Origin of the sequence: Alcaligenes sp. SDU_A2, from assembly GCF_038237375.1 — a bacterium.
GTDB lineage: Bacteria > Pseudomonadota > Gammaproteobacteria > Burkholderiales > Burkholderiaceae_B > Alcaligenes.
This window is the reverse complement of record NZ_CP151273.1, coordinates 1,152,080-1,166,635: the sequence shown is the minus strand read 5'-3', so window position 1 is coordinate 1,166,635 and position 14,556 is coordinate 1,152,080. Positions and strand designations below refer to the sequence as shown.

The 14,556-nt window shown below is 54.8% G+C and carries 13 protein-coding genes and 1 tRNA gene; 8 read left to right on the top strand and 6 right to left on the bottom strand.

The features are described from left to right. The first annotated feature begins 5 nt into the window (after positions 1–5). From AADW57_RS05410 to AADW57_RS05385, 6 genes are all read left to right on the top strand, one after another. On the top strand, positions 6–236 hold the full coding sequence (locus AADW57_RS05410) for a hypothetical protein (protein ID WP_035272403.1): 231 nt from the start codon (positions 6–8) through the stop codon (positions 234–236). After that, positions 236–433 (top strand): hypothetical protein, encoded by a 198-nt coding sequence (locus AADW57_RS05405; RefSeq protein WP_341669035.1) that lies wholly within the window; start codon positions 236–238, stop codon positions 431–433. The genes AADW57_RS05410 and AADW57_RS05405 overlap by 1 nt, the downstream gene beginning before the upstream one ends. 220 nt (positions 434–653) lie before the next feature. After that, entirely contained in the window at positions 654–2,411 is a 1,758-nt protein-coding gene (locus AADW57_RS05400) for a ParB/RepB/Spo0J family partition protein (protein WP_341669034.1), read from the top strand. Further along, entirely contained in the window at positions 2,408–2,593 is a 186-nt protein-coding gene (locus AADW57_RS05395) for a helix-turn-helix domain-containing protein (protein ID WP_341669033.1), read from the top strand. Before AADW57_RS05400 ends, AADW57_RS05395 begins: the two co-directional genes overlap by 4 nt. Continuing rightward, positions 2,590–3,048, top strand: a complete 459-nt coding sequence (locus tag AADW57_RS05390) for a hypothetical protein (RefSeq protein ID WP_341669032.1) — start codon at positions 2,590–2,592, stop codon at positions 3,046–3,048. The genes AADW57_RS05395 and AADW57_RS05390 overlap by 4 nt, the downstream gene beginning before the upstream one ends. Before the next feature lie 195 nt (positions 3,049–3,243). Continuing rightward, positions 3,244–4,314 carry a tyrosine-type recombinase/integrase gene (locus AADW57_RS05385; RefSeq protein ID WP_341669031.1) on the top strand — a complete coding sequence of 357 codons (1,071 nt, stop codon included), beginning with the start codon at positions 3,244–3,246 and terminating at the stop codon, positions 4,312–4,314. A 15-nt stretch (positions 4,315–4,329) separates the two neighbouring features. Here AADW57_RS05385 and AADW57_RS05380 read toward each other — a convergent pair. Continuing rightward, a tRNA-Ser gene (locus AADW57_RS05380) sits at positions 4,330–4,419 on the bottom strand. A 306-nt stretch (positions 4,420–4,725) separates the two neighbouring features. Between AADW57_RS05380 and AADW57_RS05375 the strand changes: the two genes are divergently transcribed. Next, positions 4,726–5,142 (top strand): hypothetical protein, encoded by a 417-nt coding sequence (locus AADW57_RS05375; protein ID WP_341669030.1) that lies wholly within the window; start codon positions 4,726–4,728, stop codon positions 5,140–5,142. Between the two features lie 172 nt (positions 5,143–5,314). Next, positions 5,315–5,629, top strand: coding sequence for a hypothetical protein (locus tag AADW57_RS05370; RefSeq protein ID WP_341669029.1), 315 nt, complete (start codon positions 5,315–5,317; stop codon positions 5,627–5,629). 120 nt (positions 5,630–5,749) lie between these two features. Here AADW57_RS05370 and serS read toward each other — a convergent pair whose 3' ends face one another. From serS to AADW57_RS05345, 5 genes are all read right to left on the bottom strand, one after another. Then, a complete protein-coding gene (gene serS / locus AADW57_RS05365) occupies positions 5,750–7,090 on the bottom strand; it encodes a serine--tRNA ligase (protein ID WP_341669028.1) in 1,341 nt (446 codons plus the stop codon). 136 nt (positions 7,091–7,226) lie between these two features. Continuing rightward, the gene (locus tag AADW57_RS05360) at positions 7,227–9,503 is read right to left on the bottom strand and encodes a hypothetical protein (RefSeq protein WP_341669027.1); all 2,277 of its coding nucleotides are present in this window, start codon (positions 9,501–9,503) and stop codon (positions 7,227–7,229) included. Between the two features lie 753 nt (positions 9,504–10,256). Then, complete coding sequence (locus AADW57_RS05355) at positions 10,257–11,561, bottom strand: replication-associated recombination protein A (RefSeq protein ID WP_341669026.1); 1,305 nt, start codon at positions 11,559–11,561, stop codon at positions 10,257–10,259. Then, the gene (gene lolA / locus AADW57_RS05350) at positions 11,561–12,187 is read right to left on the bottom strand and encodes an outer membrane lipoprotein chaperone LolA (protein ID WP_341669025.1); all 627 of its coding nucleotides are present in this window, start codon (positions 12,185–12,187) and stop codon (positions 11,561–11,563) included. Before lolA ends, AADW57_RS05355 begins: the two co-directional genes overlap by 1 nt. Further along, positions 12,177–14,552, bottom strand: coding sequence for a DNA translocase FtsK (locus tag AADW57_RS05345; protein ID WP_341669024.1), 2,376 nt, complete (start codon positions 14,550–14,552; stop codon positions 12,177–12,179). The genes lolA and AADW57_RS05345 overlap by 11 nt, the downstream gene beginning before the upstream one ends. Positions 14,553–14,556: the final 4 nt, after the last annotated feature.

The window sequence follows — 14,556 nt, the reverse complement described above, 5'->3', positions numbered from 1 at the left end:
GGATTATGACCGCTCAAACACAACTAGCCCTGCTGGTCAGCTTGTTCGCTGCAGCAAGTGTTCTTGATCATCTCTGGCTGACACACCTGCGGCCAAGGCTGTCCCGTCGTTACGGCTGGCGCACGGTGCGTACTGATGAACGCATTCCGGCCTGCGCCTGGATCGTCGCCAGCCTCTTCGTCTTCACCCTCTTTGTGCTGCTACCCGCCACGGTTCGCGCATTAGGCATTCAGTGATGGATCCCGACGTGACCGAGCAGGATCTGCTCAATGCAATGAAAGACGCCGGCATCACAGGCATGTCGCTGCAAACCGCATTGCAGTCACGTGCATTGGCCCTGGCCCTGCGCAATACCGCGCTATCCAACAAAAAACGCTACTTAAAGCCGCCGAGACCCGACGTAAAACGTCTAGCCGCTGGCGACAACGACTGACTGGAGCATGACTCATGTGTAAACACAGCAAAGAGCGCCGGCAGAAGCCCGGACGCGATTACCCAGGCCCGTGGGAACGAGCGCCATCACAGGATCTGACGCAGGAGCAGATCAATCAAGACCGAGCCGCCGCCTTCTATGAAGGACGGTCTATCAAAGCATTGAGTGCGGCACCGACATTCGACTTCCACGCATATGCATCGCTTCAAAGAGACAGGCCATGAATTCGACAACCTACCCAATGATTCCGCTCGCTCGGATCCAGCCATCACGCACAAATCCGCGCAAAACATTCAAAGAGTCAGGTCTGCTGGAGCTGCAAGAAAGTATCACCAAGCATGGCGTGCTGCAGCCCATTCTGCTGCGCAAGTTGCCGCTGCTGGATGGAGATGAAAACGACGCTTGGTATGAAATCATTGCCGGTGAGCGCCGCTACCGCGCCAGTGTGGGTGCAGGTCTGACAGAAATCCCCGCCCGAACGGTAGTGGTTGATGATCTGGAAATGTTTGAAATGCAGATCATCGAAAATCTGCAACGCGAAGATCTCCACCCCTTGGAAGAAGCAGAAAGCTACGAGGCCCTGTTAGCCCAGCACAAAGACGACCCGAACTATTCAGTGGATCAGGTCGCAGCAAAGCTGGGGAAAAGCCGTGCGTATATCTACGCTCGCCTCAAGCTGTGCGCTCTGCAACCCGCTGCGCGAACCGCCTTCTATGAAGGCAAGATTAGCCCATCCGTCGCCCTGCTATTGGCACGGATCCCAGTCGCTGACCTGCAGGAACAGGCGCTTAAAGAAGTCACCGAGGGGCAATGGGGCCATGGCCCAATGTCTTACCGTGACGCAGCTCGTCACATTCAAACCTCGTACATGACACGGCTTGATCAGGCGCCGTTCAAGCCGTCTGACGCTTCCTTATATACGGCTGCTGGCGCATGTACGGCATGCCCCAAACGCACTGGCGCGAATCCTGATCTATTCAGCGATGTAGGACGTGCAGACGTCTGCACAGACCCCAGTTGCTACGGCCAGAAAGTTATTCTGCACCGAGAACGGATCCGACACGCGGCGATAGAGTCGGGCAAAAAAGTGGTAACAGGGAAGGAAGCAAAGAAGATCCGGCCCCATCAGTACGGAGACTTGAATGGCTACTTAAAGCCCGAAGACTCGCCCTGGTGGATGGAGGGGGACAAAAGCATCAAGAAGACGCTTGGGAAAGATATGCCCGAGACAGTGCTGCTGGAGTGTCCCCATAAAGGAGATCTCATTGAAATTGTCCCTGAGGATGCTGTAAGGGCAGCACTCAAAAAAAATGGGATCACGGTAAGCCGTGGCGGATCAGAATCCTCAGCGTCTGAGCGGGAAAAAATGAAGAAGGCGAAAGTTGAGCGCGAGTATCGTCGTCAGTTGCTGACTGAGACTCTGGAGAGAGTACGGGACCACCTGGGAAATGGAGGTGTTCTGTCGCTCAGCGAGATGCGTCTGATTGCGCAGAAGATGTTTCGTAATCTGGGCCACGACAATCGACCTGCTGTCACCGCCTTCTGGAATTGGCCAAAAAACGAATTCGCTGCTGCAACCGAGGATATTTCCAAAATGGAACCAGGTGAGCTGGCGCTGTTAATGCTGTCTTGCGCCTTGGCACCACAAACATACGTCAGTCACTGGTGCATCGAGGACTGCAGCCCGCCTGCTGATCTACTCACCGCTTGTGAGCGTTATGGCGTAGATGCTGAAGCTATTAAGCGTCAACACAGCACGGCACCAGTCAAGAAGATGCCGCTCAAGAACATATCCAAGGTCAAGTACCTAGACCCGGTTACAGACTCATGCTGGAGCGGCCGAGGCAAACCGCCGCAATGGATAGTGAGTGCTGAAGCATCTGGCCAATCACGCGACGAATTCTTAAATCCGGAATACGAGGACCCGCACCCAAGCACCGCCGTCATCGACGCAGCCAGTAAGGAGAAAGGCGCATGACTGCCCTACAACACATGGTCCTCCAATTGACTCACTTACAAAACAAGCCAGACCGCGACACGCAAGTTCTGCAGTTATCCAAGGCAGGGTTGAGCTTGAACCAGATTGCCGTGGAAGTCGGCGTTTCAAGGACAACAGTTTTCAACATCATCAACGCACAGCGCGGAGGGAAAACCCAATGACCAACCACCATATCTCAGTCCCAAAAGCCGATCTGGTTTTGGCAATGAATGATCTCCGCTTGTCTGGCCAATACCACTCTGCCGATCTGCTCAAGAAAGCACTGTTCTCTGCCTCTGTGAGCGCAGAGCCAAGCGACGAATGCACCGACTCAAGGGAACAGGCAAAGCTGGATGTCATTACAACCTGGACCGATGATGACTGGAATGAAGTGCTTTCCTATGCCGATGAGCGCACTTTGGAATCTTGGCGCAAGGCTGTGAGGAGATACGGAGCCGCCCCGGTGAGCGCGGTGCCGAACACACAAGAAAGCGCCCAGGTCCACCAGCAACAAAGAACCCTGGCGAATATCAAGGGCTTCGTCGCCTGCGATGCGTCCGCTATCACCTACCAGAGCTTGGGCCAATACCGCTCTGCATTACTCAGGTTACTTAAAGAGGTCAAAGCGAATGAATGAGACCGCTATCAGCCTAAAAGAAGCTGCCGAGCGCCTGGGTGTCTCGTATCAAACAGTCTGGCAGCGCCGCCACAAAATCGCTTTCCGGCTACCTGATAGCCGGATCTGGCGGGTCTGGCCATCTCAACTTGCAAAGATCACTCAACCGAATTACAACGTCACTCGGATAGCGTCGGTCGGTGACAGGAGAACACAATGTCAATCCGACAACGTCAAGGTATCTGGCACGTCGATTTCTATGCGCCAAGCGGAGAGAGAATTAGACACTCTACTGGCACAGCGGACAAAAAGGCCGCGCAGGAATACCACGACCGCCTGAAAGCTCAGCTCTGGCGACAACATAAACTCGGCGAACAAAAGCCTCGCTCATACAGCGAAGCAGCATTGCGCTTCCTGGCAGCCCATGAGGACCAGTCTGACTATGACTCGAAAGTCCGATACATAGCCTATTGGCGTCAGTACTTGGGGCATTTGACGGTTAGTGAGATCACTGCTGACGTCATATTTGACGGACTGCCTACACACAAGACCTACAAGCATCAAGGAGCGCAGCCTCTTTCGCCTGCCACCAAGAACCGTTACCTGGCCACAATCCGTAGCCTGCTCAACATGTGCGTAACCTGGGGCTGGATCCATCACGCACCGAAACTCCCGAACTATGCGGAGCCGAAGAAGCGAATTCGATGGATTACACGCGCAGAAGCCATGGTGCTGATTAGCCGCATACCTCAACCGTGGCTGCAAGATGCCTGCATTCTTGGCTTTGCGACTGGCATGCGTGAAGCTGAGTTATATGGGATGGAATGGACTCAGGTAAACGAGCGGGCACATACAGCCTGGGTCGGCAACGATCAAACCAAATCTGGCCGAGCCCGCAGCATCCCGCTTAACGATGATGCGCTGGCAGTGATCCGTCGCCGGAAAGGCAGCCATCCGCGCTATGTGCTGTCACGCAACGACAAACAAATCCGTGGCGGGGATGACCGAATGTTTATCAGGGCATGCGCTGATGCTGGGATTGAAGACTTCCGCTTCCACGACATTCGACATACCTGGGCCAGTTGGCACGTCCAGGGCGGAACGCCGCTTATGGTGCTGAAAGAATTGGGAGGATGGGAGACCATTGAGATGGTGCAGAAGTATGCACACCTAGCCCCAAGTCACTTGGCAACCCACGCGAACACGGTCACGTTTTGGTCACAAGAACAGGAAGAGGAAAAAGAAAACGGCAACAAGGATTGCGCCCTAGTTGCCGTAAACTATTGATCTTCAATGAAGAAGTGGCGGACAGGGTGGGATTCGAACCCACGGTACGCTTGCACGTACGCCTGATTTCGAGTCAGGTACATTCGACCACTCTGCCACCTGTCCGCGACTAGCTTGTTTGTATTACTACAAGCTAGCCCATAAATATACAGGCAGTATCCGCTTTCTGGCAAGCATTAAATGACCTTCCCCCGGGTACGGCTGACAACGTGCAGCACCCGCATGGCCGCACACAAAAACAAAACCCTTCCCAGTCAAGGGTTTACCCTGGATTCAGGGGTGTTTTGCTTGTCCGCCGATGCCGGCAGGCCTATAGTGAATTTACCGCATGAACCTGCACTGCAGCCCTGCCGCTGAACGGCAGCCCTTGTAATTCCGGTGAATCCGCCGGTTTTTCCCAAAGGAGTCGTCATGCAAATCCAAACCTTTCAATGGGTCATCGACGCCAATGGCAACGGCTCCTACAGCCTGATTGAACTTATCGATACCCTGCGCTGGCTCTACCGTATTCCGGGCAGCCTGCTGGTCGAAGCGATGGGCAATGCGCCTGTGCTGTCGGACATGCTGGGCATTCAGGCTTCGGCGGCACGCGGCTATGCCTCCTTGCAAGGCGGGCTGGTCAATATCCTGTCCCTGATGTTCTGGGCCATGCTGATTCTTTGGGTGCTGTACTCCAGCTCCACGCCCAAAGCCGAACCCGAAAGCGACTCGCCACGGCGCATGCCGCGTTTGCGCATGCCCGCCCACACCGGCCACGGCCTGCAATTGCATGCCAACCACGATCGGCATCACCCACGCCAGCAACAAATCCACCGCCATTCTTCCTAGGCACATCTGTGCCCATAAGAACAAGAGCCAATATGTGTTAAGAAGCGTAAACAGATGCCTTTGCAGTCTTGTTCCTGTAGCGTTTAGAAGTGCTTTGCCAGGATTACCTAACGTTTGCGGACTGCTTTCCCGGCAACAATACCTGCACCTTGACCAACTATAGGTGCAGCACATGAAGAAACTCCTGTTGATCGGCCTGGCTTCGCTGGCAGCGCTGGGCGCAAGCCCCTCGTTTGCCGGCGGCGTCGATGTCGATATCAATGTGGGCATTCCTGGCTTCGGTTTCGGACCTGTGTATCGCCCACCCATTTATGTCGAGGAGCGCCCTGTCTACGTCGCCCCTCCTCCTGTGGTCTACCACCCTCCCCGCTATGTCTATCGCCCGGGTTACGTGGAATATGACAGACACCACAAGCACTGGCGCAAAGAGCAAAAACGCGCTTACAAACGCTGGCGCAAGGCCCAAGAAGACGACTGGGACGATTGAAGGCCTTTAATCATCACCGGGCACCTACCCGACCAAACAACAAAAAAGGGCTGATGACTTTTATAGTCATCAGCCCTTCTTGTTGCAGCCAGCCCACTGCCTGCAACAACAGATGCGCCGTTAGGGAGCCAAACGCTCCAGCCCCCCCATATATGGACGCAATGCCTGGGGAATGATCACGCTGCCATCTTCTTGCTGATGATTTTCCAAGACCGCGACCAGCGCACGCCCCACCGCCAAACCCGAACCATTCAGGGTATGGACATAGTCGGGGCGGGCCTTGCTATCGGCACGGAAACGCGCTTGCAGGCGGCGGGCCTGGAACGCTTCGCAGTTCGAGACCGAGGAGATTTCGCGGAACGTATCCTGTGCCGGCAGCCAGACCTCCAGATCGTAGGTCTTGGCGGACGCAAAACCCATGTCGCCTGTGCACAACTGCACCACGCGATACGGCAGCTCCAAGGCCTGCAACACATTTTCGGCATGGCCCACCATGTCTTCCAGCGCCTGGTAGGACTGCTCGGGATGCACGATCTGCACCATTTCGACCTTGTCGAACTGGTGCTGGCGTATCATGCCACGCGTATCGCGGCCACCGCTGCCTGCTTCGGAACGGAAACACGGGGAATGGGCCGTCAGACGCACCGGTAGTTGATCTCCTGGCAGGATCTCGTCACGGACGGTTCCGGTCAGGGTGATTTCGGAGGTGGAAATCAGGTACAGGTCTTCGGGCTTGCCCTCGCCGTCTTCCACCGGTTCACTATCTTGCCCACCTTTGGTCACCCAGAACATGTCATCCTTGAACTTGGGCAACTGACCCGTGCCGTACAAGGTCGAAGCATTGACGATGTAGGGGGTATAGCATTCGGTGTAACCATGCTGTTCGGTCTGCATGTCCAGCATGAACTGCGCCAGGGCGCGATGCAGGCGGGCCATGGAACCACGCAGCACCATGAAACGAGCGCCTGACAGCTTGCGGGCCGCCTCGAAGTCCAGACCCAGGCGCTCACCCAGATCCACATGGTCGCGGGCAGTAAAAGCCAGCTTGGCCGGATTGCCTTGCTCGTCCTTGGCACCGGGAACCCAGCGACGGACCTCGACGTTCTCGGCTTCGGACTGACCAACCGGCACGCTTTCGTGGGGCAGGTTGGGAATGGTGGCAAACCAGGCGGACAGCTCGGCCTGCAACTCGGACAAATCCTGCTCCAGCTGCTTCAGGCGCACCGGAATCTGCTGAGACTGAGCCAATTCGGCACTGGCATCCTCGCCCTTGGACTTGAGCTGACCGATGCGTTTGGCCAGGGCATTGCGTTCGGCCTGCAAGGTTTCGGTTTCGACCTGCACGGACTTGCGCCGCGCTTCCAACTTTTGAAAACGCTCGATGTCGAATTGCACGCCGCGCTTGGCCAGGCCCTGGACCAAGGGGGCCGGGTCTTTGCGTATTTGGTTCAGATCTAACATGTAATAGCCGTAAAGGTGGGTTCAATCCAGATTGAACTCTGGATTTTACCCTCAAGCAGAGTAATGCGCAGGACCAGGCCAGCCTTATCGTGCATTGGCCGGTCCCACAAGCAGCCCTGCGCACATCCACGCTTGGTCAGGGTGTTACCACAATATGCACCGAGCTGCGCGTGACAGTCAGAGAATCGGGGTGACCCACCATGAACGTGACCTCGACGCTGCCGGCTTCAATCCCCTTAAATTCCACGGATTCCGGGGTCACGCTTAATGCCTCCAGGCGCCCGTTACCGCTGTAGTCGAACTCGAACCACGGCAGCGCCTGCTTGAATTTGATCGTCATGCTCTGGCCGACGGCAACGCTCTGCCCAGCCGGTTCCAGGATAGATACGGCCAAACGCTTGAGCTGGGAAGGTGTCAGCAGTGCCCCTTCGATATTGGCATGGATAGCCTGAGCAAGAGGCAATACATTGTTTTTCCCCATCGCAACCAACGATACAAAAACATTATGCTGCGCCCAAAGCACATGTTCCATATCGGCACCCAGCGCAATGGCATAGTCGCCCAATTGCGCCACAGGATGCATGTCTGTGGCGGTCAATGGCCATTGAACAGAGTCGACTTCATGCAGTAACTGTTCTCTGGCATCCGTGTCTCCCCGACTGGATATCCAGACCTTGCCACTGACCGAAAGGCCTGACGCGGCATGCAACAAGGAATCGAGCACCAGCACACCATCACGACCAATGACAATTCGGCGATAGCTAAGTTGATAACCGGACTGCGCAAATGCTGTAAGGAACAAACCTTCTTTCGGTGCCGAGAAACACAAGGCATCGGCCTGGGCCGTGCTTGTATCCAAAGTGCCCAGCACTTGTTTCAATGCTGCGCTATGGATAGAGGTCGGACGGGTGTCAGACATAGCAGCACTCTCCACACTGGTAATCCCCTGAGCCGAAAAAACATCATTGGCAGTTCCGGGAAAGTTGCTGGGTGGATTCTGATTGGCGTAGAGCGTGGTGACGGTATCGATCGATTGCGAAATATAGGACTGAATGCTGTCATCGCCCCTATACGGTCCCTGGCACGCATCCAGTACGTTGCCGCGAATGACTAAATAGACGTGATTACCGAATAATGTGCGCTTGGGATCGTTGATACCAATAAGCTTATCGCTATTATTAATTAAATAAAATGGATTATTACACAAACCCCTTCCTAACAGGTCTGTTTTATTAATAAACCCAAAAGGATTTTGAAAAGCCCATGTATTATAAATACCAAATGCCCCTAATGCAGTCTGCAACACCCCTGCTTGATCATAGCAATTAGCCCAGTCTGTCGACCCCCCGAAATATTTATTTATATCAAAAAAACCACCCCAATTCCTTGGCCCATAATGGGCAGCACCCCGCCTGCTATCATAGAGTTTACGAAACCCCTCTTGTGTCGGGCTAAAGCAGTAATTCACAAGTTGCCGCACTAGATTTTCCGTGTTGGAATTTTGCACAAGAGCGACAAATAGACTTCTGTACAACTTTACCCAGACACCTTTGGTGAACATTGGCCCTGGCGCAGACTGTATCCAGTACAGCTCCAAGCGAGTAGCACCTGGTACTTTAATTTTTTGATCATTGGTTAACACGACCAAGACCCAGCTAACATCCCCGTACTTCTGAACAGCACCTTGGGTATCAGGTAAAAAATCCACTGCAACCGAATTACTCCCCCGCGCCCCTAGCATACTGGCCGATCTAAAAATCAGTTCTGAATTTAAGTATCCTTCCAGTCGAAAAGGAACGCTATACATAGCATCATCAAAATACAGATCAACCGTCAAGATATTTTTTTTACCAGACTGAAAAAGCGCGGGGCATTTAGAAAATATGCCATCGGTAAACACACCCGAACTAGACCAAATAGGTTTTTTATAATCAACAAGGCTTCCGTAATCATTCTGAATGCCGTAACTTCCTTTTGCATAAACAGCAGAAATAGAAGGTGATGTTTTTACTTCCTTATACATCAAGGTAAATTCTACATACAAAGGATGCCCACGCTTAGGCACAGAATTGGTTTGCCAGGACCCATCCGAAGATTTGGCGCGATACGAGACCGTGCAGAATGTATTTGGTACTACTGATACATTGACATAATTATCATCGCTGGCAGGGCAACCAAACGAAGCCGAGAATCGTAATTTCGCCAGAGAAAAAAAATCCGATTCATAAGAAAAACTCCCCCTTGAACCATAAAACCCAAAACTATCTTTAAGCTGAAACTGGATTGAGGTCGAGTTTCCTGAAACAGTGCGCGGCGGCTCTTTACTCCAGCTGCCTTCCTGCGCACTTTTATCCACCAAGGTCAGGGATTGAGTCAGATTGTTAGTTATTTTCAGATAGCAAGAGTAGTCCATATTTCCTCTACGAGTTTAATATTGCAAGATAAACAAAATCATTTTTGATCTTAATTTACTGCTCGGACTGCCCTCCATTTAAATTATCAAAGAAAGACTAAAAAAAAATTTCTCTAAAACCCCAAAAAACAACCGACCAATATCCACAGGCACGATAGAAGCAAAAGCATAGTTTGCATCAAACACGATGCTTCAGGATATAAAAAATTAACGAAAACAGTTTTAAATTTAAAAAATAAGCCACCTCTTAAAGAAAAAAATTTTCGCCATGCACCCAAAAGAGTGAGACGACAAACACCAGAAAATCCTTGAGCAAGAGTCCCCATTACAAAAAAAATGAACAAAGCAAGGGTAATAAATGAAAGAACCACTGCTTTCCAGACAGTACGCAACCATCCCTCTGGACCTCAGGGAATGATCCAAGCAAACGCTTTATCTATGTATGGCGTAAGTGCCGTTTTTCTGGCCTGAATGGCTTATTGTGGTTCTTCGAGAGATTTCGGCGACGTCTTCGCATTGGGCGGGCCGTCCGCGCGCGCCCTACAGGTATCAGCTACCCGCTAAATGTTCTATTTGGCATGGATGCGCATAGCCGAGGCTATGTCATCGATGTCTTGAACCGCTCAAAGCGCAGCAAGCCCGGCGGGAGCGAGTCAAATGGCTTGCCGCAGGCGGCACGTGGAAACGAGGTGCAAACACCGTTCTATTCGGCGGCGGTTTGATACATTGGCTCTCGGTGTTCCGCGGAGAACCTTATTTTTTGCCCGCTTCTTGATCCCACTTTTTCAGCAGGTTCAATTTATCGCCTATCTTGATTTCCAGACCTCTGGGCACAGGTCTGTACCAACCTGGTTCGGGCATACCATCGGGCAGATACGTTTCGCCGGCGGCATAGGCGTTGGGTTCGTCGTGAGCATAGCGATATGCATGTCCATGACCGAGTTCTTTCATCAGTTTGGTGGGAGCATTGCGCAAATGGACCGGCACTTCACGGCTCTTGTCCTGTTTGACGAAGGCGCGCGCCTGATTGTAGGCCATGTAGCCTGCGTTGCTTTTGGCTGCCACGGCCAGATAAATGACGGCCTGCCCCAAAGCCAGTTCGCCTTCCGGGCTGCCCAGGCGCTCGTAGGTATTGGCCGCGTCGTTCGCGATCTGCAAAGCGCGGGGATCGGCCAAGCCAATGTCTTCCCAGGCCATGCGCACGATACGCCGCGCCAGATAACGCGGATCGGCACCGCCGTCCAACATGCGCGTCAACCAGTACAGCGCGCCGTCCGGGCTGGAGCCGCGCACCGATTTGTGCAAAGCCGAAATCTGGTCGTAGAAATTATCTCCGCCCTTGTCAAAGCGGCGGGCGTTCAAGGTCAGGGCCTGCTCGATAAAGGCGGCATCGATCTGGGCCACGCCGGCGGCTCCGGCAGCCGTGCTGCATTGCTCCAGCAAGTTCAGAAAACGGCGTGCATCGCCGTCGGCATAGCCGATCAGGGTGTCGATGGCCAGCTCATCGAATTGCAAATGCGACAGCGCCTTATCCTGCGCGCGCCTTAGAAGCTGGCGCAGTTCCTCGTCCGTCAGGGATTTGAGCACATAGACCTGGGCCCGCGACAGCAGGGCCGAATTGACCTCGAAGGAGGGGTTCTCCGTGGTCGCGCCAATGAACGTGACCAGCCCGCTTTCGGCGTAGGGCAGCAAAGCGTCCTGCTGGCTCTTGTTGAAGCGATGGATTTCGTCCACAAACAAGATAGTGCGCTTGCCCAGGCTAAGATTGCGCTCGGCCTGCTCCATGGCGGCGCGTATATCCTTGACCCCCGAGAACACCGCCGATAGCGCGATAAATTCACAATCGAAGGAGTGGGCGGTCAGGCGCGCCAGCGTAGTCTTGCCCACGCCGGGCGGCCCCCAGAAGATCATGGAGTGCGGTTTGCCGGACTGAAACGCCAAGCGCAACGGCCTGCCCGGTCCCAATAAATGAGACTGACCAATGACCTCGTCCAGCGTCTGTGGACGTAAGGCTTCGGCCAGAGGCGCAGCCGGCTCGACTTTGAACAGATCTTGCATCAGGGCATGGAGACGACATCAACGCCGGCAGGGGCCTTGAAGTCGAACGTACCGGCGGCAAAGCGTGGGTTAGATTGCAAACCGGTGAAATCAATGTATGTAGTCTGACCAAAAGAGTCTTTCAGCTCCAGCCGGCGCGGTTCACGCCCCTTAAAGCCAATATCCACATAGGCAAAGCCGGCATCGCTCTGGCGCGGCGTGGCGCGCAGCCAATCCAACCCGTCGCGGGCCCCCTGGTCTTTAAGCTCGAAAGACTGTTCCAGGTTTCCCGTGCCAAACAGTATGGCTGCCGGGGACGCACCGATGGACTGATCCACCCCGCGCTGCGTGACCTGAGCCAGATCGGGATCGTACTGATACAGCTTTTTACCATCCGAGATAATCAGTTGTTCGTACGGACGCTGCACCTGCCATTTGAACTGGCCGGGACGCTGAAAGGCAAAGTCGCCCGACTGCGGCGCGCCTTTGGCTTGCCCTTGGGCATCGAGCGTGCGCTGGGAAAACTGCCCCTGGGCTGTCTGCACATTCTGCACAAAAGCGCGTAGTTGTTCGCTGGCCGAGGCGGCCAGCGTAAGGATAGGGGTCGCGGCCATGACCAGGCCGGCCATCAACATCTTAATTTTCATCGCTGGCACCTCCTGCGGGAACAAGAATTTCCCGATTGCCGTTAGGCTGCATGGCGGACACCAGGCCGGCCTGCTCCATTTGTTCCAACAAACGCGCCGCCCGGTTGTATCCGATGCGCAGATGACGCTGCACCGAAGAAATGGACGCGCGCCGATTTTTGATAATGACCTGCACTGCCTGATCGTATAAAGGATCGGACTCGGCATCGGCCATGCCGGTGACCGGATTCACACCGTCGCCCGTTTCACCTTCCAAGGCACCTTCAAGCAAACCTTCGACATAGTCGGGTTCGCCATGCTCCTTCAGGTGTTCCACCACGCGGTGGACTTCGTCGTCGCTGACAAACGCACCGTGAACACGATTAGGCAGCCCAGTACCGGGCGGTAGATACAGCATATCGCCCTGGCCCAGCAAGGTTTCGGCCCCCATCTGGTCCAGAATGGTGCGCGAGTCGATCTTGGAGGACACCTGAAACGCGATACGGGTCGGGATATTGGCCTTGATCAAGCCAGTAATGACATCCACGCTAGGCCGTTGCGTGGCCAGAATCAGGTGTATGCCGGCCGCCCGCGCTTTTTGTGCCAGACGGGCGATAAGCTCTTCGATTTTCTTGCCCTGCACCATCATCAGATCGGCCAGCTCATCGATGATGACAACGATCATAGGCATGACAGACAAGGGCTCGGGCGCATCGGGCGTGAGCGAAAAGGGATTGGGAATGACTTCGTCGCGCTTTTGCGCGTCGCGGATCTTGGCGTTGAAACCGGCCAGGTTACGCACTCCCATCTTGCTCATCAGGCGATAGCGTTTCTCCATTTCGGCCACGCACCAGTTCAGCGCATTAGAGGCCAGACGCATATCGGTGACCACCGGGGCCAACAGATGGGGAATCCCTTCGTAGACGCTCATTTCGAGCATTTTTGGATCGATCAGGATCAGCCGCACATCGGCCGGATCGGCTTTATACAGCAAGGACAGGATCATGGCATTGATCCCGACCGACTTACCCGAACCCGTTGTACCCGCCACCAACAAATGCGGCATTTTGGCCAGGTCGGCCACCACCGGCTTGCCGGCAATATCTTTGCCCAGGGCCATCGTCAGCAACGACGCGCTGGCATGGTAGGTTTGCGAACCGACGATTTCTTCCAGGCGCACCATCTGGCGGCGCGGATTGGGCAGCTCCAGCCCCATCAGGTTTTTGCCGGGGATGGTTTCGACCACACGGATGCTGACCAGGCTGAGCGCCCGCGCCAGGTCTTTCGCCAGATTGACGATCTGGCTGCCCTTGACGCCGGTGGCCGGCTCGATTTCGTAACGGGTAATGACAGGGCCGGCCTGTGCCGCCACGACAGTGACCGCCACGCCGAAATCGGACAGTTTCTTTTCGATCAGGCGGGATGTGAATTCGATGGTTTCCGGGGAAACGGTTTCAATATTTTGGGTCGCCGCATCCAGCAGAGACAAAGGTGGCAGATCGCCGGACTCGCCCGCTTGGCGCGGCGCTTTGAACAAGGTCTGCTGCTTTTCTTTTTCGACCCGTTCGGACTTGGGCACGGCCACAAATGCCGGTTCTATGCGCACCGGCTGTTCATGCACCAATTGTTCTTGCTTGGCCACTACGCTTTCGGTGCGCTCGGCACGCTTGACTTCGCCCACCCGTCTATCCTGACGGGCGGCACGCAAGGCCAGTACACGACGTATGCTGTTTTCAATGACGGCACCCAGACGCTCGGCCAACACCAGCCAGGAGAAACCAAAGAACAAGCTGGAACCGACGGCTACCAGGGCCAGCAGCACCAGGGTTGCGCCTCCGGCACCAATGGCGGTCGCCAGCAATTGCCCAAACAGCTGCCCCAACTGCCCGCCTGCTCCGGCCGGCAAGCCCAGACGAGTGCCAAACTCCTTGAAGAACAGCGCTTCGCACCCCATCGAACCCAGAAACAGCAAGAAAAAACCAATACCTGTTTCCCAACGCACGCGGGGCAGGACATCGGCACCTTTACTATTGGGCAAAAGCAGCGCCGTCAGGCGATAAAAACCTACGCCGACGCGCTGCACCAGCAGCACCACCCACAACCAGGCCGACAGCCCGAACAGGAACAGTAAAAAATCAGCAATATGGGCACCGAAAATACCGCCACCATTTTGCGTGGCACCGGCATGCACCGAGTGCGACCAACCCGGATCGCCCGGGTCCCAGGTGGCCAGCACCAGTCCCAGCCAGGCTGCCAGGGCGGCGAAGATGATCCACCGCGCTTCACGCAGTAGACCCGTCAAACGTACTTGTAGCGCCGAAGGCCCGTTACGCACGTTTTTCGATGACCGGGAGGGACGAGGGGATGTTGCGGGTATTCTTGCCATGGAC